Genomic DNA, 23624 nt, shown 5'->3' on the forward strand with positions numbered 1-23624 from the left:
CCGTAGGGAATCGCGCTTGACGTATCTCAATCATCTAGCGGCAAATCGCGCAGGAAATAAAAGCGATGGCTTTGCCAATTGTCTCCTTTAATTCGCCCTAAATAACCCGTCAGCGGTGAAGAAAGTTCTATAGTCAAATCCTTTACAGATTCGTCTGCTAGCTTAGAATCAGTGGTGGCAAATTTAGCATTGTATTGAACTTTAATCTCCACAACCGTTGGAAACTCGCTATCTGAGCAAAGTTGTTTAACCGCTTGTATGATTTGCGATCGCACTTTAAGCTTTTCCCGCACATCGTCAATATAGCGATTAACCTTAACATCGGCTTCCTCACCAAACGGCTGTTGTTCCAAACAAGGTTTTAATTGTAATAGATCGATCGAACCTGGTTGCTTAGCTTTCAGTTCAACCAGCTTTTGCAATGTTTCCGGGCGGATTACGTTCATTTGGTTTGTGATAGCAGTTTGTTTAGCGTGTTTATTTAGCTGACCAGCCGCCATAATTATCTTAATACAGCAGTTGTATTGTTCCTGAAGATGCTTATGTCCTAACTTGATAAGTTGCGCTGGCGTTCCATCAGCTACGGTTTCACTTTTGGTAGCTTTGCATTCTCCCACTACCTGATAGGGAGTTTCACAGTAGAAATCTAATCCGCCAGCACCGCCTGTTGATTCTGGATTGAGGCTAGCTTCTGGTTTATTGTTAGAATTGGCAAATCCTAGCTTGATAAAACTTTTGCGGACTAACTTTTCAAATGTATTACCATCGCTAGAGTTTCCGATTTGTGCGATCGTTTTAATCCAATCTAAATCCGGGTCTGGTTGTGTTGTTGGTAATTTTTCCGACCAACCTAGAAACATTTTGATTTCTGCGTCTAGTTGTTTGGCTTTTGGGTTGGTGGTGGATAAATGCACTAATGCACTTTGCAACTCTTCTAATTCTGGATGTTCAGGAGGCTCTAGTTTTCCCAGCTTTTGACGGCGTTTGGCAAAGATAGACTCGCTCAACACAGGCGTTGAATCAGTAACAGTTAGGGATTTGGGCAAAGATACAAAATTGCCGCTGGGATGCACAGGCATTTCCAGCGGCTGAGGTAGCAAATAAACCCGCAGGTAAGCTACAAAAATAAAAGGACGCTGCTGGAGAATTTGCTGTAATGCCTCTGTTTTCCAGACTGTTAACAGCGACAAAGCCTCTAATGATTCAGGATCATTCACCATTTGGCACAATTCGCACTTAGCCCAAGCTTTGATCGAAACTTTATCTGCATTTAACTGAGCAAGTGCCTTTTGAGCAACGGGTAAAAAATGTGATCGATAATATCGATCGCCCGATAGCAAATCAACCGAAAAATTAGCTGGATACAAAGCAAATGTCCGCCCCGGATTCAGAAACATCCGAGGCATAGCTGCAATCATTCGTCCTTGGATTAAAGCTTCAATATCTGGAACTGGTAAAGCCAGTGCTGTTTGAAGCAAAATTGATTGGTTCATACTTAACTAAATTGGTCGCTTAGATCGCCATCATCTGTATCATCACTGCTGGTAGGGTTGAAAAAATCTTCTAAAAGTTGGAGTTCATCTTCCTCATCAACCACAGGCATTTGATTCGACGGATCGCTCAAAATTTCTCGGAGTAAAAGATTGTCAAAAGTGAGCTTTTTCTGAGATATGAAATCAAAAACCTCGTCTTTGGTTAAATTATACTCTGTGCATTTTTCATAAACAGCACGGAGAGCAAATAACGGTTTTATTTGGTCTTCAATCAAGTAGACCAACTCACCGCCTTTTTCTACTGATACGAGTTGTTCTAGTAGCTTGTATGCTGGAGAATTTTTGCTCATTTTCTCTATTTTTGATTGGGAACGGACTAAACAACCGCGAGTTAAATCAAATTTTTGATAATCAATTAAGCGTTTTAATCCAGCAACTAAGTCAGATTGAGAAGTTTGAATGACTGAAACACCAATCTTGATTTTTTTACCATTTTCGACACCAATTATCTTGAAATTAATCCAACCTGCATTTTGTAATTTTGGTTTAACCTCTGTCATAATGTTATTTATTTTTACATTATCCACAGTCTCATCTATCAGGGTGGCAAAACCAAAGCCAATAGCATTAGCAATTGTGAAACTATCCTTCATATCCTCTCGGATGTCTTCCTCAAGTTCCTTGGTAAAAGCAAGATCAAACCGTTCACCAGGATCTTCTGGAAGTTCAGGCGTTGGAGGCATAAAAACTTTAAAATTCTCGGCACACCATCTCAAAGCTTCGCGTACAGTTGGCTTAACTCTGCCATATTCTCTCAGTTGACTTTCCTCAAATGGGTAGACCGGATGAGGAGGATTTAAATTTCTGACCTCATAAAAATCTTGCAACCATAGTTTGACTAAATCAACTAAATAATCACCATTCAAGTAGTTTAAATCGATGGGTTTTCGCTGCGTGTATGTTGAAATTCGATCGGGTGTACTACCAGGCATCAGATTAACTGTTTGCCAAGTATCGGGGGCCATTACTGTGATAATAACTAAACCTTGACTGAGTTCTGATTGTTCGAGAGTATCGTACAAACGCTTAACAAGCTCGGCAATTACCTGCGCTGTTGTCAATCCATCACTGCTACAACCATCTGGCTTTACATCTATTTCATCAAAACAAATGATGATAGGACGGTAGTAACTCACCAAATTTAAAATTTTCTGGACATTGTTAAGAGATTCTACTTCTCTCTCCTGATTAGTCTTGCCGGAATTAGTCGGCAATCCTAGTTCCTCAGCTTTAGATTTATCTAACTCTTCCCCAGACAACCATTTGATAGCAAAAGGTGTTTCAGTGTCTGATAATGTCCACAAAACCGCTCGAACAATATAAGGGTCTACATTTGATCTTGTCTTAAGAAATTGCTTAGTTAGGGCTTTCATGTAATTTTTATTTTTCCTGGCCCAACTCTCACATACTTTATCAAATTGATCGAGTAGTTTTTGAGGAGAAAGATTGGGTGTAGCAGGATTAATAGCTTTGAAACATTCGTTAGCCATTGCTGCTGCTATTTCCTGGCATTGCATGACACCTTGGCTACTTATTCGACTTAAACTGTTAACTAAAGTTTGCTGAAATTGGTATTTGATAAAGTTCAAGTCTGTGTAATTATTAACACTCGCATAAACGAATAAAGCATTACCATTGCTTTCTAGCCTGTGGCGAGTACGATTCAAAATGTGGCTTTTACCCACTCCCATTGAAGCAGTTAATACCAGTGAAGTCACCTTTTCTTGACTAGGTTGACTTGTCTTTACTTTTTCAACTGCCTGAAAAATTGCATCGGAAGCATGAGCATTTAGAGTAGGAAGATCGGGGAACCCTTTCCCCCAAATATCTTGCTCTTTGACAATGCCAGCTTTGCTAAATGGATTGTGATTTTGAATTGCAGCATTCAGGGCTTCTATCGGGGAAACTGGTATATTGTTCATGGTTATCGGGTGTGAGGTAACGAACTACAAAAAGATTGAGAACAATTTTATGGATTTAAGCGCTTGGCGTAGTAACGCAATGTACCACCAGGAATGATGATTGAGTCTTCACGTTTATCTGGGGTGATGTCTGGGGTTTCCCCTGCCATTAGCTGAAAAATATCAGTAGCCTGCATTTCCAACAGCCACTCATTGAACTGAGATCGCGCTACCCTTTCCCCGATCGCCCGACGCATCCGATAAATCGGCACTAAATCGTCTAAGTTATAATCCCGGTTCAAGCTGTCATACACATCAAGCGCCACAGCCTTAAAATCCTCATAGGATGCGATCGTCCCTACATCCGCCTTCCCCTTATCAACAGCAACACTTGCCGCACCATCCTGATGCCGAATCCACTTCAACAAAGAATTTCCCAGCCGAGTACCAATTTGAGAACCATCAAACTCAAACAAAGAATCCTTACTTTTGAGCCCCTGCGCTAAAACTTCTTTCCCTTTCGCCGTCAATTCCACCAGCGTCACCCGATTTACCAGCGAATACTCGATCGCCCCAGTCGCCTGCAACTCGCCGAGCACTTCCACATATCTCTGACTCGTCTCATTAGTCCGCACAATCCGCTTAGTCAACTCCCCCTTTTTCACCTTCATCTTCCCGCCGCTCAAATCCCACAAATTCAGCAGTACCCGAACTTTTGCCTTCGCATCCCACACCGCTTGCTCTTCCGGTGTCAAAGGTTTAGGCACCGCAATTTCATCTTTCTCAGACATATCTATACCTTTAAATACTTGTTCTTACTATCAAATCTTACCAGAAACCTTGCTGGGAAACCTTTAAACTTTTCCGCAAAATTCCGCCGGAGGCTACCCACAACTTATGCAAATTTCATTTAAAAATAATGGGAATTGACTAAAATGTGTTCTTTTGATAAAATAGCGAATCAAACGAGCGATCGCAGTTCAAATTATCTGCAGTAAATGCGATCGAAACAATTTTTAGCACAGCCCGCTACACTCTAGCAACCTCAACAAATGTAGCGATCCCAACCGCAGCTAACAACCAGCAAATCCGCTTAACTGCGACTTTAGTTCAATGCCAGATTCAGCCTTTAGAAAGACGAATTGAACCTAAACCTCTTGTTACATTGCAATGGCAATCAAAACATTGAACAACATTTTACCCATGAAAACTATTCCCGATCAAATTTCCGACATCAAAGAAAAACTTCCCGACGTTACTCCGACCCCTCCCGGTTTAAAAGCTCAAGCATCTAGCCACGACCTCAAAGCCCGTTTAGATTGGGGCGAACCCGGACTCACAATCATCGACGCCCGTGACTTTGAAAGCTTCACCAAAAGCCACATTACCGGCGCCGTAATGATGCCAATGGACGAATTAGTCGCTAGAGCACAATCGAGTTTAGAACCCATCCGCGACATCTACGTCTACGGCGAAAATGACCAACAAACCGCCGAAGCTGCCAATCTTCTCCGCGCAGCAGGCTTTAGAAAAGTAGCCGAACTAAAAGGCGGAATTCCTGCTTGGAAAGCCATTGACGGCCCCATCGACGGCGCTCTCGAACACGATACTCCCGGCCCCGACGCCTACAACGTTTTCTCTCGCTTGCAACACCACGCCGAAGCTCAGAAAATCAACAAATAATCTCACAGAATACCTAGATACCCGACTTCTTGAAGATGTCGGGTATTTAACAAAACAATTTGTTTGTAGTAAGGACTGGAGCCGTCTCTTAAAGCTTGTATTCACGAAGCACTAAAGTCTTTAGTACAAACTTAAGCGCGATCGTATAACCGGACTATATCTTAACAATCGTGGACGCAAAAAGTGCTTTGACACACTACTTATAGCGTAAGGTGTGGCGCCCTCTACATAAACAAGTGTGTGCGTCCAAGACTGATTAACACTCATTTCTCGCGTCCAAAAATGCTTTGACTTCCCTTAAAACTTGCCGATTCCCATCAAAAGTAATCAGCTTAACTGCATCCTCAAAGGAAGTCCAAGCAGAATTTTGAACTTCCTCTACTTGCAACTGAACTTCCATTGAATTTACAAAAGCCAAAAAGTAAGTAACAGTCTTTTCAATTGATTCTCCTTCCTTCGCCGAGGAATAATGTTGCACCGAACTAGGCTTCCCCTCCTTAACAAAGGAATAACGTTCCACAAAACTAGGCTCCTCAAGCACTTCACAATCGCGGATGCCAGTTTCCTCCTCAAACTCCCGCTTCGCCGTTTCTAGCGCCGATTCCCCCGGATTCGCGTGACCTTTTGGAAACGCCCAATGTCCGGCTTGATGTTGAATCAACAAAAATAAACTATCAGTTTCAGTCGCAAAAACTGGCACAATCCCAAAAGCTTCATCTTTCATCTTTCTTCTCTTTCCTATTTATTAACTATCGTGTTGTTAGAGTCCGCAAAGGCGGAGTTGGTTTCTGTAGAAGCCAATTCCATTCCCGCATAACTACAATTCCCAACCTAACCGAGTCTGCTGTTCGTAAACCCGCTTCAAAGTATTAACATCCCTCGCTGAAATAGGCGGAGGATTTCTCACCTGAGAAAAATAAAGCACATCAGTTTCCATCAAACTGTGACCCCAAATTCCCAAAGCGTGACCCAACTCGTGCCGCGCCGTCGCCGGAATATACTTACCCACTTGATTCGGATTCAAATAAACCGAAAACCGATGAGATAACACAGTTTTATCCCCATCCCGACGGGCGTATAACTCATAGGTAGCCTCTCCAGAGCGCGATCGCAAAACCCCTTGACGCAAAGGCGGAGCCCGACGTAAAATCCTAATATCAGCCACCTCCGAACTATCCACCACTTCCAAAGGCAAATAAACCCCCCATTCCCGGACAACATCCAACACAGCCGCTATCCATTCTTCAGACTTATTAGCATCAACTGGACGCTCAACATAAACCTGAATCGGAAACTTAGACCACAACAAATGGCCGAAATTCGGTGGCTTAACCTGGTCAAAATAATCGCCGCTATCCGTGGAATCTTGCCAATTTGCTAGCGTTGGCGGCAAAGGATGAACCTGTGGAGGCGGCAAACTATTCGGGAGAGAGGAAAGAGTCGCCGCCGGAGTATTAACCTGACTAAAAATTATCAGGCTAAAACAACATAAAGCCAATCCCAAACCAGCCAGCAATCGAGGTTTTACCGTAACTTTCCACAACCGCATTTTTGCAACCGTAGATAGACGAAAATAAACGCAGATGAACTTAATATTATCTGCGTTCATCTGCGGTTAAAAATCCGAATCTTATAACTTAGGCGCCAACCAACCAGCACTCAAAATCACAGTCAAACCCATAAAAACAATAGACAGACCCCAAGTAATCCGGTTTAGACTTGTTTCTGCACTCTTGGCGCTGGTAAACAATTGAGCTTGTCCGCCAATCCCTCCAATACCATCGCCTTTAGGACTGTGGAGCAACACAAAAATCACAAGTCCTAAAGCAGACAAAGACCAGATAACTTGTAACACAGAAACAATATTCATAATCTGGAGTAATTGGTAATTAGTAATCAGTAATTTATTATCATATCAAATTCGGTCGATCGCACACAATTTATGCAGAGACACTCCCAGAGCCCATTGGCGTCAACTTAAGCCTGAAAGCCTTGATAAACCTCGTTTTTACCTGAGTCCCGATCCCCCTAAATCCCCCTTAAAAAGGGGGACTTTGATCCATTTCCGGTTCCCCCCTTGTTAAGGGGGCTAGGGGGGATCTAGGCTTAATAGTCAAACAGCATTCTGTGACTGGGTTTGACGTTAAATTGACACGAAGAAGGGCGAAAGCCTTTGTCCCTACTGCTGCGTCCCTACTACAATCGGACTCGCACCGGAGTGCGATTGGCACGAACTTCAAACTCAGCCGATCGAATCATAGAGCGTCCCGTCATCTCCGGGGGCTGAGGCAACCTCAACAGCTCCAGAATCGTCGGCGCAATATCCGCCAAACAACCATCCGTCCTCAGAGGAACATCGGTTCCGTGACCCGGAATCTTCCGACCTTCACCTTCTACCAGAATAAACGGCACCGGGTTAGTAGTGTGAGCCGTCCAGGGATTCCCGTCCTCGTCAAACATCTGCTCAGCATTTCCGTGGTCAGCAATAATAATTGCCGTTCCCCCAGCTTTACTAATGGCGCTCAACAGCCGCCCCAAACATTTATCCACAGTTTCGATCGCAATTATCGTCGCATCCATCATCCCCGTATGACCAACCATATCCGGGTTAGCGTAGTTAATCACCATAAACGAATAGATGCCTTTTTCCAAAGCCGTCACCACCCCATCCGTCACCAAGTCTGCCGACATCTGGGGCGCCTCATCGTAAGTCGCCACCATCGGGCTCTGCACCAACTCCCGGTGTTCTCCGAGAAAAGGCTCTTCCAGACCCCCATTAAAAAAATAAGTCACATGAGCGTACTTTTCAGTTTCCGCCGTCCGCAACTGCTGCAAACCGTGCTTAGAAATCACCTCGCCCAGAATATTGTTCAAATTCTGCGGTTCAAAAGCCACCATTACCGAGAGTTTCGGGTCGTACTGAGTAAAAGTCGCAAACGCCAAGGACTCAATTAACGGCCGTTCAAACCCCTTAAAATCCGGTGCCACAAAAGCCTGAGTCAATTCTCTCGCCCTGTCCGGGCGAAAATTAAAGAAAATTACCCCATCCCCTGATGCCACCGCCCCCGGAGAAATCCGAGTCGGAACAGCAAACTCGTCGGTCACTCCTTCAGCATAGGAGGCCTGCAACACATCCACAGCCGATCGACCGTCTGGAGCACCCTCAGTCGTCATCACCTCGTAAGCGCGCTGCACCCGATCCCAGCGCTTGTCCCTGTCCATCGCGTAGTAGCGGCCGCTAATGGTCGCAATCCGACCGACCCCTACCTCTGCGATATAACTTTCTATCTTGCCTAGAGCTTCGACACCCTCTTTCGGAGTAGTATCACGACCGTCAGTAATCGCGTGAATACAAACCTCCGAAATTCCCTGTGCTTTTGCTAATTGCAGCAAACCCTTAATATGACTGAGATGGGAATGAACCCCGCCTTCAGAACAAAGACCAGTCAGGTGCAACTTGCCGCCCGTGGCGCGGACTTTCTCGCAAAGCCCAACCAGCGCTTTATTGTTGAGCAAAGAACCATCTTCCACTGCATCCGAGATCCGCACCAACTCTTGAGGAACGACGCGGCCCGCGCCCAGATTCAAGTGACCGACCTCTGAGTTACCCATTTGCCCGTCTGGCAGCCCTACCGCCCGACCCGATGTGTGAATCAGAGTTCTGGGATAAGCGGCCCAGAGACTGTCCATCACGGGTGTTTTTGCCGCGGCGATCGCATTTCCGTCTTTTTCTTCACGATAACCCCAGCCGTCTAGAATAATCAGCACTACAGGAGATACAGACGCTTGTGCCATGCGAATACCTTATTTACAATAATTAATTTCTCGATGGTCATGTATTTCCGATTTTGCGGAACATCTGCCGCTAATCAGTTTACATATTTTGTAGGCTCCGGCTGAACAATGCCAACCAAAATTCCCTCAGCCACAGCATTTTGGGAACTAACTTCGACCTGCTTGGCGAATTGTTTAATTGATTGCCTTGGCTTGTACTGTGAATGGTTGTCGGAGACTGTTACCGATCTCACCAACAGCAGCCGTGCTTTTGTGGCCGGATTTCACGGATAGTTTAACCGTCGGTGGCTCTTGAAACACTAAGAACGATACCACACTTGGTTGCATTTTGCTACCGCCTCAACCAATAATTTTAAAAGCCTTGACCGGGCTGCGAATAACTTTATAGGACACGAGTTCAGCAAAAATCCCTTGCCTACTCCGCTCACTTTCAGCGGATGTAAAATTCTACAACATCTTTTTTAATTGTGACATCGTAATTGCCAAAGAAATCGTGACCGAGCAGACCTATTGGCATTTGTTTGGCGATCGCCACTTCGACATTTTGGATCACAGCACCCCCAACCCGAATCGATCGCACTACGCCGATCGGGAACTCGACAACGCTACCGTCAGCGATCCCCGCTCTCACGGTACGCACCGGCCTCACTCCCAGTGCAGTAGCCATCCGTTGAGAAATCAAAGTGCCACTTGCCCCGGTATCGAGAATCATCTCAAAAGTCTTGTTGCCGTTAAATACCACCTCAATCACCGGCGTCCCGCCAGCGCGACGCTTGATTTTAGCTTGAAATACCTGGGGATTCCCCGGTGGCTTCGTCGGTTGATTTGCTCGCGGTTTGGCACCCGAATTTGACGGGTTCCAAAACTGAGAGTACAATTCTCCAGTTGTCAATCCCGAACCCGTTATAGTGCGATTCCCTTCGGGATAGCTCCGCTTCACGAGCGGCTGGGAACTCACATCGGGCACCAATTTCATCACCTGGGTTTCTGGCTGATGTGAATGAGAATGTACCTGGCTGCCCCCCACCGATCCCAGACCAACCAAAACGCTCGCACAAACCAAGGTCGATCGCCAAATTCGCTTGAGAATCACTTTTGTCATTATCTAAATACCTTAATTGATTCAATATGTCGAACAACAACCGCCACTGATATCCTAACCCGCTCCCAAAAACCGATGGCTCAATCCCCAGATCGGATCGTCAGGAAAACTTGGCAATTTTTCAGCGATCGCATAACATCGAACACAGATAAACTGATAAACGGCAACAGGCTGTAATTGCAGAGCCTTGTTGGAGATCTTGAAATTAAGCATTTAGGGGCGATCGGCAATGCACAAACTTTTATATTTTGCGACTGTAGGACTACTAGCTTTCTCGATCGCAGGCTGCGGTGGCGAGGGCAGCAACACAGCCAGCCCCAGCCCCAGTCCCAGTGCAGCCTCTCCGTCTCCGGCAGCCTCTGCCAGCCCCACCCCAGGAACTCAGACTTTCCAGTCTCCAATAGTAGCGGCCCAGCCTCCAGGGTTAATTCGATCGACCAACCCAGACGAACGAGCAAGACAGGCTCAAACAGGAATCGGCAACAAAAAGGACAGGAATCCAACGCTTCCGCTTCAGCCAGTGCCCCAAGGCCCTGTGACCGCGAATCCTTCTCAGTTAGACCCCTTTGGGCCGCTGCCGCCGATCGTATTACAAATCCCTCCAGGAGCCAACGGGGCGGGTGGGATGACCTCAGAAATCCCCAAACTGCCACAGCGACAAGTTGCCGTGCTACCCGAGCTTCCCGAGTTATTGGCTCCCCCCCCACTTAACAGGCCTAATCAGACGCTGACTATCCCCAGGTCATCCACGGGCGGTCGAGGAGGCACTCAGCAACTACGAGGTCGATCGGGGGGTCCTTTACTTCCCGGAGGTGATGGGGGGCAGATTGGTTTGCCGCCCCAGGTTCCAGGGCTAACTGCTCCTCGCTTAGGTGGCGGTGGCAGCAATGGTTCCTTACCCGGAGGCACCGGGGGACAAATTGGCTTGCCGCCCCAAGTTCCGGGGCTCACTCCTCCTCAGTTAGGTCGTACTCGTACATCCCCGCCTGGACTTGAACCTATTGCAGCTAGACCCCTAGGAGTCCCGGATCTGCCGGAACTGCCAGTAGACAAGCGCCCCCCCCAATGGAGAGACCCTAATGCCAGGGTCAGAAGAGGTACTGGCACCCGCCCTCCTGGAACTACTGGGCCAATAGCAAGTAGACCCCAAGATGCGCGGAATCCTCAGACTCGCCGTCCAGCACCCCCGCGCCCGCCCCAGCCAATAGCAGCTAGACCTATAGGAGTACCGGATCTGCCGGAACTGCCAGTGGACAAACGCCCGCCTCAGTGGGTAGACCCAAATCCGCCGCCACCTCCCGTCATCCCAGTAGTTCCGCCACCGCCTTCTACTGACCTCGCTACGGGTACTGAAGTCAGCGGGGTGGTAAAAGTCGGGAACGAGACGCAAGTGATTGTCAAAGTACCGAATGAACCAACCAGCCGATATGTCAAAGTCGGGCAGCGTCTGTCTAACGGGCAAGTGTTGGTGAAGCGGGTCGATCTCAAGCAAGGAGCCGATCCGATCGTGATTCTGGAGGAAAACGGCGTTGAGGTAGCCAAAGGTGTTGGCGAAAAACCCGCCAGTCGCCAACCACAACCCGCCAATGCAGTTATTAGCCGTCTCCCAAATCCGAATAGCTCAACGCGACGCTAAAAATTGACAGTAAAGCAGGAAAAATGCTAAAGGCAAAAACTCTAATTTTTGCCTTTTTGCATTTAGGGCAGATCTCAAACCTGAAGGTAAAATTAGTACAGGGATTAAAAAATAGACGACTTTTCAGCGAGTATTAGCTTCTAGAAAATCCCTATTAGTAATTAAAGTTAAAGGAGATTGATCATGCTCGGTTCAATTCAAAAATTAGGGATAGTGATATTAGTTGCTTCTTGTATCGGCAGCGCTAATAATCTCTTGAATCCCCAGCCATCAATGGCTCAAGCAACACCCGATCCAAAACCCGAAGAAGGAAAACGCTCTCCCTTCTGCCAAGGAAACCCTCCTACGGGAAGAGTAAAATGCAATTACGAGGGAGGCGATAATTACGAAGGAAATTTTGTCAACGGCCTACCGGATGGCAGTGGCGTCTACGTCTATGCTAATGGCGATCGCTACGAAGGACAATTTCGCAATGGAGTGCCAAATGGTAGAGGGACATTCATTTTTAAAGATGATGCCCGCTACACAGGCGTGTTTCAAGACGGCACAATGAGATCGGGGACGGTCGTTTTTGCCAACGGCGAGCGCTATGTCGGAAACTTCGCAGTCGTCAGGAACGTTCAGACTGATGCCATTAGCAGCCAACCCTCAGGGCGGGGTCAATTTTTTTATACCAATGGCGATCGCTATGAAGGACAATTCTTTGCAGGCTCACCCTTTGGCCCTGGAGTATTGGTTCGGGTAGACGGCACTCGCTGTTCCGGCAGATTTTTTAATCAAGAACTTGACGCTAGTGTCACCTGCACTTTCCCCAACGGTACGCGCTATGAAGGAGAATTGCGAAAGGGAGTACCTCACGGTGTCGGGACGATGATCGATGCTAGCGGTAGGCGCTTTCCGGGGGTATTTCGCAACGGCAAACCCGGAGTTTCCTAAAGGATAAATTGAGGTTTTCAGGCAACTTTTGACCAGAAATCGGACAAAAGACAAATGACGAAGGAAAATAATATCCAGAAGCGCATAGGAGAGACTTAGTTAATGATTTCCCGTTTAAAAACCAGTGGAATCCCTCTATTAGTTGTATCAGTGTTAATTGGTAGTTACGCGACTTATCCCTTTCCCTCAATGGCGCAAGGAACAGAAGCTAGAACCGGTCGCTGCGTGCCAGCTATCGCTACAGGTAGAGTTAGATGCGATTATGACAGCGGTGATAGCTACATCGGACAGTTCGTTAACGGTTTGCCCAGTGGCAGTGGGGTATACGTATATTCCAACGGCGATCGCTATGAGGGGCAGTTCCGTCTGGGCAAACCAAATGGTCGAGGACAATTTATATTTAAGGACGACGCCCGCGTGGAGGGCATATTCCGAGATGGCAAAGTAAGTTCTGGGACCGCTATTTTTACTAATGGCGATCGCTATATAGGGTCGTTTTCTCTCAATCAAAAAGTAGGAGTGCCCACGGGACAAGGGCAATTCATTTTTGCTAATGGCGATCGCTTTGTGGGTCAATTTTTAGGGGGCAAGCCTTTAGGTACGGGAGCGTTCACCCGGGCTGACGGCAGTCGGTGTTCGGGACAGTTCTATACTCAAGAACTTGATGGCAGGGGTAACTGTTCGTTCTCCAACGGTATCCGCTATCAGGGAGAGTTACGCAAGGGATTGCCTCACGGCAAAGGCACAATTATCGATACCAGAGGCCGCCGACTTCCGGGGGTGTTCCGGGACGGCCAGCGGGTAGAGCAATAAACTGGGAATAAGTGCGATCTGTTAGTAAGGGCAGGTTGACGGCTAATATTTTTTGCACAAAACCTGCCATTGCTAGGTTTTAAAGTCAAAACTATTGATAATTTATGGCCGGCTTTTTCTCAACGGAATTGCTAATGTTAAATATCCACTTAATGGAGTTAATGGAGGCGTTTTGATATGACAACTACTGCTTCTGCTTCCGGCCGCACCGGCCAGTTTCCCTTCGACTTTGCCCCGCAGCGGACTCAAGATGCTGATTTGTTGCGACAACTCGGTTTTGTGCCCGGCTTGAAGGAAATATTGGCTTTGCGGCAAGTTCATGCTTTGGAACACGCTACTGTTTGGGTACTGGGCCAATCTGGTGGCGAGGCCACAGCAAGAACCGATAATGAGTTGTTGGGCGGGATGTCCACAGACCAAGGATTTTATCTTTACGGTCGCGTTAATATTGCACAGTTGCGTCAGGCAGTACGCGAGGCTTTGCATCGGATTGGCAGCGGAGAGTGGGATTTAGCTGTACATCCCCGCTGTGGCACGAATTTGTCGGTGGCAATGCTGCTAACGGCTGGACTTGCTGTTGGCATCAATTTAGCCCTGCCCCGGGGGCCCATTCTGCAACTTTTAGGTTTGGGTGCAGCGGCGGCTGCTGCGGCTCAGTTAGCTCCTGACGTGGGATCTCTGGCTCAGCGTTACGTCACAACAGCTATTCCGTTTAATTTGAGTGTAGTTGATATTACTGTAAGTCACGACTTCTGGGGACGCGAAGCTCATTTTGTTCGGGTGCGTTGGGTTGAATAGTTGCTGCGGGAGGGGGAGAGTGGGGAAGTTGAGAAAATGTTCTTTCTTCCCTCAACTTCGAGCCGTTAAATCTCCTACACGGCTCGAAGTTGTCGAACTTCCTTCTTCCTGATTCCTATTCCTGTCCTGAAGCCGAGCTTTTTCTTCTTTCATCAACTCTTCAACTAATGGCACAGACAGCATTTCATCTACCGATCATGTCAGATGGGAAAACTAATAAGTCAAGATTGTATGCTGGATAAAGCTGCCATTTGTCAACTAAATAAGCGCAATTTTTATATAAAACTGTTGCTGTGGGCAGGTGATTAATAGAGCTTTATATATATATACTTTGTATTTTTGATAAAAATTGCTTTGAGAGAATAGGTAGATTAAAAAGTTAATTTTGGCGACTTATCCACTTACTTTTATTCAAAAACTGGAACTACAGACTAAGACATACATTTGCCATATCTCTATAACTTCATATTATATTCACTTTCCTGTTCACCGTAAATCTATCAGCTATAAAAAGCTCGGATTTACTTCCTAGACAACTTGTCAGAAAATAGCAGGATCAGGTAAAATCGCTTGTGAGAAGTTTTAGATCAAAAGTCAACAAAATAAATGTGCAAATTAGCGATCGATAAAACCTGGGTGGTAAGTCTACTGGCGGTCAGCTTAGCCATAGCAAGCAACAGCTTTTTGCTTTTTACCCACGATGCGAGTTTTGCTGGCGAAATATCTCAAACTAACGAACCAGAAAGAGCCTCTGACGGCAAGATAGTTCCCGTTAATGGCAAAGTCAATGTTAGATTAACCAATAAAACCAACGATAGACTATTTTTTCAGGTGGTTGGACAGACTAACCGCCAGAGTTTAGCGGAAAATTCAACAGTCGCGCTGCCAGCATTGACATTACCCGCCTCCATTGTATTTAGGCGACTAGATGGTGCATTATTGAAACCCAGTTTGAAACCTGGTGGCGAAGGAACAGTAGAGGTAAGATTAGACGAGACAAATGATTTAGGTTTGGATAAAACATCTTTAAGGATTCGGAATGACGGCGCAATTTTTCTCAGATAGACAACATTCAGTGGAGTTAAGATTTTAGACTTTAGATTTTAGATGGACTCCACAGCCATTCGCTGGCGGCTAGAACTGTTGTCTAAACCATGATTGATCTCCACAACTCAAGTCCGGGGATTGTATCCGTATTTGGGTGTCAGAGTACAGTTAAATAATGTAAAATCAACTTGACGATCGCTCCGACAACTCGACCCCACCCTTCCATATACCATCCGAGTTCCTATGTCAATCAAAAAGATTCTTTCCATAGCGCTGTTAATTTTTATCCCCATTTCCATCGCCGCTGAGTATTTGCACTGGGGTTCCCTGGCAGTTTTCATCACATCCGCTTTAGGCATTATACCTCTGGCTATTTGGTTGAGCACCGCAACAGAAGAAGTGGCGATCGTTACAGGCCCCTCCATAGGCGGCTTATTAAATGCAGTCTTCGGCAATGCTACGGAATTAATTATTGCCATAGTTGCTCTGAAAGCTGGCTTAATTGACATTGTGAAAGCCAGCATAACAGGTACAATTATTAGCAACTTGCTCTTAGTCATGGGATTTTCCATGCTGTTAGGAGGAATCCGCTACAAAGAACAGGAATTTAAGCCAATAATCGCGCGGGTCAACGGTTCCACAATGACTCTAGCAGTGATTGCAATCCTGCTGCCGACAATGGTAATTTATACCTCCAATGGAGTCGAGCCTGCAGCCATTCAGAATCTTTCCTTAATAACTGCGATCGTCCTAATTGCAGTTTACGCTCTAACTCTCCTATTTTCATTAAAAACTCACAGCTATCTTTACGACGTTGGGTTACTAGAACTAGAGTCAGAAAATCCTCAAAATACCAAAGAGGAATCTACTACGCACAAACCGAATTTGTGGCTGTGGATAGGAGTGCTAGTTGCCTCAACTGTTGCCGTTGCTTTTGAATCAGAAATTTTTGTTGGTGTTGTTGAAGAAACTACCAAAGGATTGGGATTGACGCCGCTGTTTACAGGGGTAATTCTGTTGCCGATTGTTGGCGGCGCGGCCGAATATGTAACTGCGGTAGGAGTTGCGATGAAAAACAATATGGATTTGTCAGTTTCTGTCGCGATGGGTTCGAGTTTGCTAGTTGCTTTGCTGGTAGCGCCGGTGTTGGTGATTATCGGATTGGTGATTCATCAGCCGATGGATTTAAACTTCAATCCATTTGAAGTAGTTGCAGTTGCCATTGCCGTGACAATTGCTAATCTAATTAGTCTCGACGGCCGCTCGAATTGGCTCGAAGGAGTGCTGCTTTTAGCAACATACACCGTCTTAGGAGCCGCATTTTACTTTCACCCGATTACTTAAACCAATAATTTTGTTGGAGGGGCACTCTCCTGTGGTTGCCCCTTTTCACCGGAAAATAACTTCTCTTTGTTCTTATTTGTTATTGCTCTGTCTCTTCAGCCCTTAATTAAAGCAAATAATTTTATGACAGAAAGTAGTTACGGACAGCGACACTGTTGAACAGGAAAACACTCTCGTCTGCAACTTCTTTTTCTGCCTTTACGGTCGCGACAATCAGAAGTATCCCGACATTCTACCTTATCTTCACAAATTTGCTGACGAGGAAAAGTACCTAAGCTTTGTATAGAAACTTCAGCGGTAAGGGCACCCTGTTCTATAACTTGGTCATTTTCTTTAATTTCATAGAGAAACTTATTTTCTCCCTCTAAAACCGAAAAAGTTCTTGTTTTGTGACTGTTACCCAACTTAAATCCAAAATCTTCGGAAAACTCACCTTTATCGTAACCTCTGTCTGTGTAAGGATATGGGTTAGTTTCCATTCCCTCAGTCACATTTTTAATTATCACCCTCCTGTTAGGGCCGGGGGGAGTCTTGCTGGAAACAAATCGAGCGCTTTGCGAATCAGGAGAGAAGACAGTACCTGCACATGGACCTACATATTCAATGCGTTTAAATTGAATCAAATTAATATTAAAAGTGTTTTCGTTTTTGACCCTAAATTGTGCTTCGCCAGTCTGCTGAGCGCTTACTGTGAAAGCTGCTAGTGCCAAAAAAAATGCCCCCATAAAAATAGCTAGAAATTTGATTTGTGGCCTCCCAGTAACAAATTTGGCTTGTTCCATATCTCTCTACCTCTAATGTGAATAGATCGCATTTTGTTTAGGAGTTATTTTAACTTGAGAGCTGAGGTGTTGTCAAAGTAGATCGAATAGGTTTCTAGTGAGGGCTTGAGTCTTGGATGCTGAGTTGTGCAAATAAAGAAGGACGGCAGTCATGAGTGCGAACTTTATAAAGTCAGCAAGGGAGTCCTGACGACTAAATTAACTACCAAGTTACTCGATCGCGCCATCTCTCTAAAATCTTGTCCCCCACTCCCTGTACCCGTGCCACATCCTCCAAAGAAGTGAAAGGTTGCTGTTGCCGCGCTGCAATAATTCTCTCGGCTAACTTCGGACCAACCCCAGGCAAGGTTTCTAATTCTTCCTGAGTCGCTGCATTTAAATTAACTAACTTTTTACCCGCAGCAATTTGAGGTTTAGCACTCGCAGATTTTGATGCTGCTTGTAGTGAATCGCACTCTTTTTTCTTAGCATCAATTTTCTGTTTAATTCGGGCGGGAATTCCCAAGATTGCGCCTTTGTAAAGCCGATCGAACTCCCGCTCAAAATGGGCCGCAACTGTGGGACTCTCGATCGCCAGCAGCGTCTCGTCATTCCCGTGATTTGCAGCCTCACTCCAGTTGTGAGAACCTGTAAGCACCGTTTTGCCGTCCACAACGCCGAATTTGTGGTGCAGGCGATCGCCCATTGGTAACAGCGGCACTCCCACCGCAGTCAGCGGCTTTCTCCAAGGGCGATTGTCAGTTTCTAACCCGCAATCTTGCATCAAAGTCGCCCCCATCATATCCAACCCTTCACTGTAAGAGCGATAAATAAAGTTAGAGTCAATTAAAGCTCGCACCGCAACTCCCCGGCTAGCTTCAATTTCCAAAGTATTTGACAACCGCTGAGCCGAAAATACAAACAGGGCCAAATCAACCGACTTTTTCGCACTACCCAAAGTTCTATTTATCAAACCGTTGGCGCTTTTTTCCCAAGGCAAAGTCGCAGCCGTCGGCGAAAATTGCACCCCAACTGTCGAATTCCCTACTCTTACTTTTTGCACTTGACGAAACGGCTTTTTGATGCCAAACTTGCTGTCCGGTTTGCCTTTGGGCCCGTCGCCCCACATGATGTTAAATTCTTGAGTAAATAGTTGCGCTACTTGAGCATTTTCAATTTTCAGCAAATTGTTCGCATTGCCGCGACTTGCTGCTGTCTTAAAATCGCCGTGTATATCGCTTGTGGTAAAATTAGCAGAAGTGACGATTACGGTTTTGCCATCAATTACCACAAATTTGTGGTGCATCAAACCGCTGCCTTTACTGCCATCAGCAGTATCATCAATTACAGGAATACCCGCATCCTTGACAATCACCAAAGCATCATTTTGCTTGATTTCCTCGGCACTCAATTTACCGTCTTTATTGCGATCGGCAAGTTGCACAAATTCGCTATAACGATCGCGCTCTCTTTCCGGTAATTTCGCTAACTCCTGAGCTGTAAAATCGCTCCAAGGGCGACTATAGATATGTTCGACAATTAATCTCACTTTAATTCCCGATCGCTGTCGATGGGCCAAAACCCTCGCAATACTGGGCAAGCGAAACTCCTGAACTGCTAAATCTACCGTCGATCCAGCACTGGCGATCGCAACAGCGATCGAGTTTTCTAAATCATCCCCAGGTCTAGTTTGCTGGCGGTAAGGCTCTGTATAACTCGAACCGATCGACTGATTGAAGTATACTTGCAACAAGGGGTCTTGAGGCAATGGAGCCAGACTGAGAGGTAAATTCTGCACGTCTTGCTTTGTTTGTCCGCAGCCCGCCAGATTGAGCGCCACCAGCCCAGCACAACAGAAACCGAGTAAATGATAATACAATACAGTCACAAAATTTTAAAAAATATAGAGGTTATTAGCCTTCCCACAGTTCAAATCTATTGGATCAAGTAAAGTTACAACCTTTTAAATTTATGCAAGGGAATAGATTTTGCGTCTTGTAGAACTGCCTCGATGCCGGAAGCATCACTGGTAGGGTAGCAGCATTCAGGGGCGTGGGTCAAACCCTATACCGCTGCTTTATGGCTAAAAGAAAAAGAATTTTTCCGTGCGGTCACAAAGGATATGGTAAAGCGTGTCATCGCTGCACGCAAGAGTTGGTGGCGCAGCAGCATTACGTTGAAGTCCTGACACAAAAACAAACCAAAAAACAAGAGAGGGAAGCATCATTTGCTAGAGATATCATCGATCTCAGAGGTCTGCCAGACCACGTAGTTACTAAAGCCCGCGCAATTATAGCAGCTTTAAGCGAAAATAAGAATTACAGAGATTTCGGCGGCAAACGCCTGCGTCACAACCGTTTGATAATCAGTATTCCTGTAACTCGCAACTACAGAATGCTTTGTGAAGATTGCGGCACTTTCTTAATTCCCCAAAAAGTTTTGTCGCACGAAGATTACAACGTCTGCAAACCAGGAAGTTAGTCATCAATTATTGGTTATTGGTTATTGGTAGCCACTCACAACAGTCAACAGTCAACATTCATTAATTAGTTATTATGCAAATTTACCTCGACTATAGTGCCACCACACCCGCACGCCCAGAAGCAATTCAAGCCATGCAAAAAGCTCTCACTCAGCAGTGGGGAAATCCTTCCAGCTTGCACGAGTGGGGACAAAGGGCGGCGACAGCTTTAGAATTAGCAAGAATGCAGGTGGCTAGCTTGATTAACGCGCTACCGGAATCGATAATTTTTACCAGTGGCGGCACTGAAGCGGACAATTTGGCAATTATGGGAATTGCGCGTCTTTATACAAAGCCGCAGCATATTATTATCTCCAGCGTAGAGCACTCCGCAGTAGCAGAACCGGCCCGACAACTCGAACAGTTGGGATGGGAAGTGACGCGCCTACCAGTGGATAAATTTGGGCGCATTCATCCTTTGGATTTGCAAGAGTCGCTGCGATCGAATACAGTGTTAATTTCAATCATTTACGGACAAAGCGAAGTTGGGACGCTGCAACCAATAGAAGCCTTGGGACAAATTGCGCGCGATCGCAATATCATGTTTCATACCGATGCAGTTCAAGTTGCCGGCAAGCTGCCAATAGACGTGCAGAAACTGCCCCTAGATTTGCTTTCCCTTTCCAGTCACAAACTTTACGGGCCGCAAGGTGCGGGGGCGCTTTACGTGCGTCCGGGAGTAGAATTAGTGCCAATGTTAGGCGGTGGCGGCCAAGAATTGAAAATGCGTTCCGGGACACAAGCGCTGCCGGCAATTGTCGGTTTTGGGGTGGCGGCGGAGTTAGCATTGCAGGAAATAGATGTGGAAACGCCGAGGTTAATTGCATTGCGCGATCGACTTTTTGACCGATTATCCCACGTACCCAGTTTAGTACCAACTGGCGATCGATATTTCCGACTCCCGCACCACGTCAGTTTTTGCATCGTGTCCCCATCCTGTCGCCCTTACCAAAAGAGAGACACAGAGCAAATCACAGGCAAAACTATGGTGAGACAGTTAAATTTAGCCGGAATTGGCATTAGTTCCGGTGCCGCTTGTAGCAGCGGCAAACTAACTCCCAGTCCCATATTATTAGCAATGGGATATGACGAAATCGGCGCAGTTGGTGGAATTCGCTTGACTCTAGGACGAGAAACCACAGAAGCTGATATTGATTGGACAGTAATTGCGATCGAGCAAATCTTAGATAGATTAATGCCCAAGGTAGCATTGTGTAGGAATTAAAAAACAGGGCGGTTGAAGATTGGGCGTTTGGAAAACGCCGTCTTGTCTTCAGTCCGCTTGGCATGGACATCGTTTGTGTAGACGCGGTTTCAACCGCCGTCTGCATCTCGTACAACAAGCCCCAAAACCCACAACCATGCTACAATAAACCCGATATTATTCACAACTCCCCATAATGGAAGAAAGCCGCGCCCAAGCCTACCTAGAACTAATTCACACCCTGCTGAATTGCCCCAACGGCGAAGAACCGCAGATCTTACAAGATAACTCAGAATTGTTGGATGTCCACTTTCTGGAAACTTGCGAGTTGGTAGCAGAAAAAATGGCACAGCAAGGAGGTGAGAATGGCGCTAATTTCCTGCGGAATCTGATCGCTCAGCTAGCACAATTAATCGATATCAACGATGGCGATAACTCCGACGGTGAAAATCCCCAAGAGTATGCAAACTTTATTCTAGAATTATTGCAAGCAGAAGATGGTAGCACTAGCAAGACAGCAGTAATTCACTCCCTGCTAGCTGAACGAAAACATCTCCTCAATCCTCGTTTTTTTGACATTTTAGAGCAAGTAGTCCAGAGGTTAGTTGATGGGGAAAATGCAAAAACTATTGATTCAATTGTCAGTCTCGTTGAAGACTTGAGCATTAATATTAGTAATTTTTCCGGTGGGAATAGAGCGGATAATATTGAAATTGCCCTTGCTGCTTATCAAGTTGTTTTAAATAATCGGCAACCGGGAAGCGAAAAGTTTGCTCAAACTCAAAACAACTTAGCTGCTGCCTACATTACCAGAATAAAGGGTTCGCGGGCCGAAAATGTGGAAATGGCGATCGCCCTTTATGGCGCTGCTTTAACAGTCTATACCCTTGAGGCTTTCCCGGAAGATTGGGCTATGGCTCAAAATAACCTAGCTGCTGCTTACGCCAACAGAATCAACGGTTCGCGGGCGGAAAATATCGATCGCGCGATCGCATTTTTTGACGCTGCTTTAACTGTTCGTACCCGCGAACAGTTTCCTGAAGATTGGGCAATGATTCAATATAACCTAGGTAATGCCTATAATGACAGAATCAACGGTTCGCGGGATGAAAATCTCGAAAAAGCGAGATCCTTTTATGAAGCAGCATTAACAGTATATACCCGTGAGGATTTCCCTGAATATTGGGCAATGATTCAAAAGAAGCTGGCTAATGCCTAAAGTGAGGCAGCTTGAGCAATCTCAGAAACCGGGTTTTTTCCGATATCTTCGCCTCCGATTAAATATCTTCGCAAAAACCCGGTTTCTCGCCACCGCGCACCATCTCAGAAACCGGGTTTTTTCCGATATCTTCGCCTCTCACCAAAAAATCTCGCCAAAACCCGGTTTCTCGCCATTTGGAGAATTGCAAAACGGTCGATGGCTCCCTAGCAGCTTTTGCCCTAATTATGCTAAAATAAATTCACTCCAATTATTAGAACGATGTCCGCCGGACGCCGACTAAGAGATAAGAGAGAATTTAGAAGTGTTGAAATCCTCGATCGAGCTTTAATCTAGAATCAGGATAAATGCCGCTGCTATCAGTCAACCAGATATCGGTGCTCTCAGTAGTGGTTCCCACAATTGCGGCTCGGCTTCCTATTTTTTCTACCAATAACTGAGCGCTTGTTAGTGGCAAAAACAGCACTAACTCGAAGTCTTCCCCGCCGTATAAGGCCCAATCTAAAGCTTTTTCGGTTGATACGATTTCGCTGAAAATATTGGGAATTGGTATTTTTGTGCGATCGACCTTTGCGCCAACACCGCTAGCCCGACAAATTTGAATAATTGCATCAGCTAAACCGTCGCTGCTGTCCATTCCTGCGATGGAAAACTCACCCGCAGAATCTAAAATTTCCCAAACAACCGGCAAAACATCGAGCCTCGGTTTAGGGCGCTGGTGAGCGAGAATTAAAAAAGCCCGATCGACTTCTGCAAGATTTTGCCCGAATTCTGGATTTAACAGCAATTCTAATCCCGCGCGGGAGGCTCCGTGAAACCCAGTAGCCACAATCGCCCAATTCGATCGCGCATTTGACCGACGAATGGTACGATCGCACTCAACCTCCCCAAAAGCAGTAATCGCCACCGTCACCACGGGCGATCTCACAACATCGCCACCGACGATCGGCGTATGATATTCTTGCAAGCAAGCCGTCATCCCCCGATAAAACTCTTCAACCCACTCCAGAGCCGTATCCGCCGCCACAGCGAGGGCTACAGTCACAGCCAGAGGCTTTGCTCCCATAGCGGCCAGATCCGACAAATTTGCCGCTGCGGCGCGCCATCCTGCGTAATAAGGCCCCGTAGTGCGATCGCTGAAATGCACTCCCTCCACCAACATATCTGTAGTGATAGCGAGAGATTGGTTGGGAGTTGTAGCCATGACAGCGCAATCATCACCCACTATCTCTGCGGGGCAGAATTTTTGCAATATTCTTAAAAGGCCTCGTTCACCGATATCTTTAACTTGCATAAATTTGAATTAGTCGA

23 protein-coding genes are annotated in these 23624 nt (G+C 46.1%); 11 read left to right on the top strand and 12 right to left on the bottom strand.

All coding sequences use genetic code 11. The features are described 5' to 3' along the window. Positions 1 to 26: 26 nt before the first annotated feature. From QUA27_RS09685 to QUA27_RS09695, 3 genes are read right to left on the bottom strand one after another with little or no spacing between them, the layout of a single operon-like run. Complete coding sequence (locus QUA27_RS09685; RefSeq protein WP_333067659.1) at positions 27 to 1493, bottom strand: DUF1802 family protein; 1467 nt, start codon at positions 1491 to 1493, stop codon at positions 27 to 29. A 2-nt stretch (positions 1494 to 1495) separates the two neighbouring features. Beyond that, positions 1496 to 3475: a P-loop NTPase fold protein gene (locus QUA27_RS09690; RefSeq protein WP_333067660.1), complete on the bottom strand. Its 1980-nt coding sequence runs from the start codon at positions 3473 to 3475 to the stop codon at positions 1496 to 1498. 47 nt (positions 3476 to 3522) lie between these two features. Then, positions 3523 to 4245, bottom strand: coding sequence for a hypothetical protein (locus QUA27_RS09695; RefSeq protein WP_333067661.1), 723 nt, complete (start codon positions 4243 to 4245; stop codon positions 3523 to 3525). A 379-nt stretch (positions 4246 to 4624) separates the two neighbouring features. On the opposite strand from QUA27_RS09695, the gene QUA27_RS09700 reads away from it, so the two are divergent. Next, positions 4625 to 5137 carry a rhodanese-like domain-containing protein gene (locus QUA27_RS09700; RefSeq protein ID WP_333067662.1) on the top strand — a complete coding sequence of 171 codons (513 nt, stop codon included), beginning with the start codon at positions 4625 to 4627 and terminating at the stop codon, positions 5135 to 5137. Positions 5138 to 5393: 256 nt separating this feature from the next. On the opposite strand, the gene QUA27_RS09705 is transcribed toward QUA27_RS09700, so the two are convergent. From QUA27_RS09705 to gpmI, 4 genes are all read right to left on the bottom strand, one after another. Further along, positions 5394 to 5861 carry a bis(5'-nucleosyl)-tetraphosphatase gene (locus QUA27_RS09705; RefSeq protein WP_333067663.1) on the bottom strand — a complete coding sequence of 156 codons (468 nt, stop codon included), beginning with the start codon at positions 5859 to 5861 and terminating at the stop codon, positions 5394 to 5396. Between the two features lie 93 nt (positions 5862 to 5954). Beyond that, entirely contained in the window at positions 5955 to 6686 is a 732-nt protein-coding gene (locus QUA27_RS09710) for a peptidase (protein WP_333067719.1), read from the bottom strand. A gap of 81 nt (positions 6687 to 6767) precedes the next feature. Then, positions 6768 to 7007 carry a preprotein translocase subunit SecG gene (secG, locus tag QUA27_RS09715; RefSeq protein ID WP_190659521.1) on the bottom strand — a complete coding sequence of 80 codons (240 nt, stop codon included), beginning with the start codon at positions 7005 to 7007 and terminating at the stop codon, positions 6768 to 6770. Positions 7008 to 7333: 326 nt separating this feature from the next. Continuing rightward, positions 7334 to 8932: a 2,3-bisphosphoglycerate-independent phosphoglycerate mutase gene (gene gpmI, locus QUA27_RS09720; protein WP_333067664.1), complete on the bottom strand. Its 1599-nt coding sequence runs from the start codon at positions 8930 to 8932 to the stop codon at positions 7334 to 7336. Between the two features lie 108 nt (positions 8933 to 9040). Here gpmI and QUA27_RS09725 point away from each other — a divergent pair, with 108 nt between their 5' ends. Continuing rightward, complete coding sequence (locus tag QUA27_RS09725; RefSeq protein ID WP_333067666.1) at positions 9041 to 9205, top strand: hypothetical protein; 165 nt, start codon at positions 9041 to 9043, stop codon at positions 9203 to 9205. Between the two features lie 157 nt (positions 9206 to 9362). Here the strand turns inward: QUA27_RS09725 and QUA27_RS09730 are convergent, their stop codons facing one another. Then, the gene (locus QUA27_RS09730) at positions 9363 to 10034 is read right to left on the bottom strand and encodes a retropepsin-like aspartic protease family protein (RefSeq protein ID WP_333067667.1); all 672 of its coding nucleotides are present in this window, start codon (positions 10032 to 10034) and stop codon (positions 9363 to 9365) included. Between the two features lie 229 nt (positions 10035 to 10263). Between QUA27_RS09730 and QUA27_RS09735 the strand changes: the two genes are divergently transcribed. The 6 genes from QUA27_RS09735 to cax all read left to right on the top strand — a co-directional run bounded on the left by QUA27_RS09735 (position 10264) and on the right by cax (position 16608). Beyond that, the gene (locus tag QUA27_RS09735; RefSeq protein WP_333067668.1) at positions 10264 to 11670 is read left to right on the top strand and encodes a hypothetical protein; all 1407 of its coding nucleotides are present in this window, start codon (positions 10264 to 10266) and stop codon (positions 11668 to 11670) included. Positions 11671 to 11853: 183 nt separating this feature from the next. Beyond that, a complete protein-coding gene (locus QUA27_RS09740) occupies positions 11854 to 12606 on the top strand; it encodes an MORN repeat-containing protein (RefSeq protein ID WP_333067669.1) in 753 nt (250 codons plus the stop codon). A 102-nt stretch (positions 12607 to 12708) separates the two neighbouring features. Continuing rightward, a complete protein-coding gene (locus QUA27_RS09745; RefSeq protein WP_333067670.1) occupies positions 12709 to 13419 on the top strand; it encodes an MORN repeat-containing protein in 711 nt (236 codons plus the stop codon). Positions 13420 to 13596: 177 nt separating this feature from the next. Next, complete coding sequence (locus QUA27_RS09750) at positions 13597 to 14217, top strand: DUF6391 domain-containing protein (RefSeq protein WP_333067672.1); 621 nt, start codon at positions 13597 to 13599, stop codon at positions 14215 to 14217. Between the two features lie 606 nt (positions 14218 to 14823). Continuing rightward, positions 14824 to 15282, top strand: a complete 459-nt coding sequence (locus tag QUA27_RS09755) for a hypothetical protein (RefSeq protein ID WP_333067674.1) — start codon at positions 14824 to 14826, stop codon at positions 15280 to 15282. 225 nt (positions 15283 to 15507) lie between these two features. Then, entirely contained in the window at positions 15508 to 16608 is a 1101-nt protein-coding gene (cax, locus tag QUA27_RS09760) for a calcium/proton exchanger (RefSeq protein ID WP_333067675.1), read from the top strand. A 137-nt stretch (positions 16609 to 16745) separates the two neighbouring features. On the opposite strand, the gene QUA27_RS09765 is transcribed toward cax, so the two are convergent. Together QUA27_RS09765 and QUA27_RS09770 are read right to left on the bottom strand one after the other, a co-directional pair. Next, the gene (locus QUA27_RS09765) at positions 16746 to 17390 is read right to left on the bottom strand and encodes a hypothetical protein (protein WP_333067676.1); all 645 of its coding nucleotides are present in this window, start codon (positions 17388 to 17390) and stop codon (positions 16746 to 16748) included. A 202-nt stretch (positions 17391 to 17592) separates the two neighbouring features. Continuing rightward, positions 17593 to 19257, bottom strand: coding sequence for a DUF655 domain-containing protein (locus tag QUA27_RS09770; RefSeq protein ID WP_333067677.1), 1665 nt, complete (start codon positions 19255 to 19257; stop codon positions 17593 to 17595). Positions 19258 to 19448: 191 nt separating this feature from the next. On the opposite strand from QUA27_RS09770, the gene QUA27_RS09775 reads away from it, so the two are divergent. The 3 genes from QUA27_RS09775 (at position 19449) to QUA27_RS09785 (ending at position 22313) form a co-directional block, all read left to right on the top strand. Next, complete coding sequence (locus tag QUA27_RS09775; protein ID WP_333067678.1) at positions 19449 to 19850, top strand: DUF7682 family zinc-binding protein; 402 nt, start codon at positions 19449 to 19451, stop codon at positions 19848 to 19850. Positions 19851 to 19924: 74 nt separating this feature from the next. Beyond that, positions 19925 to 21115 (top strand): cysteine desulfurase family protein, encoded by a 1191-nt coding sequence (locus QUA27_RS09780; RefSeq protein ID WP_333067680.1) that lies wholly within the window; start codon positions 19925 to 19927, stop codon positions 21113 to 21115. A 175-nt stretch (positions 21116 to 21290) separates the two neighbouring features. After that, a complete protein-coding gene (locus tag QUA27_RS09785) occupies positions 21291 to 22313 on the top strand; it encodes a tetratricopeptide repeat protein (protein ID WP_333067681.1) in 1023 nt (340 codons plus the stop codon). Between the two features lie 58 nt (positions 22314 to 22371). Here QUA27_RS09785 and QUA27_RS09790 read toward each other — a convergent pair whose 3' ends face one another. Beyond that, positions 22372 to 22503, bottom strand: a complete 132-nt coding sequence (locus QUA27_RS09790; RefSeq protein WP_333067682.1) for a hypothetical protein — start codon at positions 22501 to 22503, stop codon at positions 22372 to 22374. A 108-nt stretch (positions 22504 to 22611) separates the two neighbouring features. Further along, complete coding sequence (gene thiL / locus QUA27_RS09795) at positions 22612 to 23607, bottom strand: thiamine-phosphate kinase (RefSeq protein ID WP_333067684.1); 996 nt, start codon at positions 23605 to 23607, stop codon at positions 22612 to 22614. Positions 23608 to 23624: the final 17 nt, after the last annotated feature.

The sequence above is a fragment of the Microcoleus harperi Pol14_C6 genome (genome assembly GCF_036701295.1).
Taxonomy (GTDB): domain Bacteria; phylum Cyanobacteriota; class Cyanobacteriia; order Cyanobacteriales; family Microcoleaceae; genus Microcoleus.

What these genes read in the sequence shown, in the direction of transcription:
- QUA27_RS09695 (WP_333067661.1), bottom strand. Translation starts at nt 4,245, where the DNA reads ATGTCTGAGAAAGATGAAATTGCGGTGCCTAAACCTTTGACACCGGAA.
- QUA27_RS09725 (WP_333067666.1), top strand. Translation starts at nt 9,041, where the DNA reads ATGCCAACCAAAATTCCCTCAGCCACAGCATTTTGGGAACTAACTTCG.
- QUA27_RS09785 (WP_333067681.1), top strand. Translation starts at nt 21,291, where the DNA reads ATGGAAGAAAGCCGCGCCCAAGCCTACCTAGAACTAATTCACACCCTG.
- QUA27_RS09775 (WP_333067678.1), top strand. Translation starts at nt 19,449, where the DNA reads ATGGCTAAAAGAAAAAGAATTTTTCCGTGCGGTCACAAAGGATATGGT.
- gpmI (WP_333067664.1), bottom strand. Translation starts at nt 8,932, where the DNA reads ATGGCACAAGCGTCTGTATCTCCTGTAGTGCTGATTATTCTAGACGGC.
- cax (WP_333067675.1), top strand. Translation starts at nt 15,508, where the DNA reads ATGTCAATCAAAAAGATTCTTTCCATAGCGCTGTTAATTTTTATCCCC.
- QUA27_RS09765 (WP_333067676.1), bottom strand. Translation starts at nt 17,390, where the DNA reads ATGGAACAAGCCAAATTTGTTACTGGGAGGCCACAAATCAAATTTCTA.
- QUA27_RS09780 (WP_333067680.1), top strand. Translation starts at nt 19,925, where the DNA reads ATGCAAATTTACCTCGACTATAGTGCCACCACACCCGCACGCCCAGAA.
- QUA27_RS09705 (WP_333067663.1), bottom strand. Translation starts at nt 5,861, where the DNA reads ATGAAAGATGAAGCTTTTGGGATTGTGCCAGTTTTTGCGACTGAAACT.
- QUA27_RS09745 (WP_333067670.1), top strand. Translation starts at nt 12,709, where the DNA reads ATGATTTCCCGTTTAAAAACCAGTGGAATCCCTCTATTAGTTGTATCA.
- QUA27_RS09750 (WP_333067672.1), top strand. Translation starts at nt 13,597, where the DNA reads ATGACAACTACTGCTTCTGCTTCCGGCCGCACCGGCCAGTTTCCCTTC.
- QUA27_RS09710 (WP_333067719.1), bottom strand. Translation starts at nt 6,686, where the DNA reads ATGCGGTTGTGGAAAGTTACGGTAAAACCTCGATTGCTGGCTGGTTTG.
- secG (WP_190659521.1), bottom strand. Translation starts at nt 7,007, where the DNA reads ATGAATATTGTTTCTGTGTTACAAGTTATCTGGTCTTTGTCTGCTTTA.
- QUA27_RS09730 (WP_333067667.1), bottom strand. Translation starts at nt 10,034, where the DNA reads ATGACAAAAGTGATTCTCAAGCGAATTTGGCGATCGACCTTGGTTTGT.
- QUA27_RS09755 (WP_333067674.1), top strand. Translation starts at nt 14,824, where the DNA reads ATGTGCAAATTAGCGATCGATAAAACCTGGGTGGTAAGTCTACTGGCG.
- QUA27_RS09690 (WP_333067660.1), bottom strand. Translation starts at nt 3,475, where the DNA reads ATGAACAATATACCAGTTTCCCCGATAGAAGCCCTGAATGCTGCAATT.
- QUA27_RS09685 (WP_333067659.1), bottom strand. Translation starts at nt 1,493, where the DNA reads ATGAACCAATCAATTTTGCTTCAAACAGCACTGGCTTTACCAGTTCCA.
- QUA27_RS09735 (WP_333067668.1), top strand. Translation starts at nt 10,264, where the DNA reads ATGCACAAACTTTTATATTTTGCGACTGTAGGACTACTAGCTTTCTCG.
- thiL (WP_333067684.1), bottom strand. Translation starts at nt 23,607, where the DNA reads ATGCAAGTTAAAGATATCGGTGAACGAGGCCTTTTAAGAATATTGCAA.
- QUA27_RS09740 (WP_333067669.1), top strand. Translation starts at nt 11,854, where the DNA reads ATGCTCGGTTCAATTCAAAAATTAGGGATAGTGATATTAGTTGCTTCT.
- QUA27_RS09700 (WP_333067662.1), top strand. Translation starts at nt 4,625, where the DNA reads ATGGCAATCAAAACATTGAACAACATTTTACCCATGAAAACTATTCCC.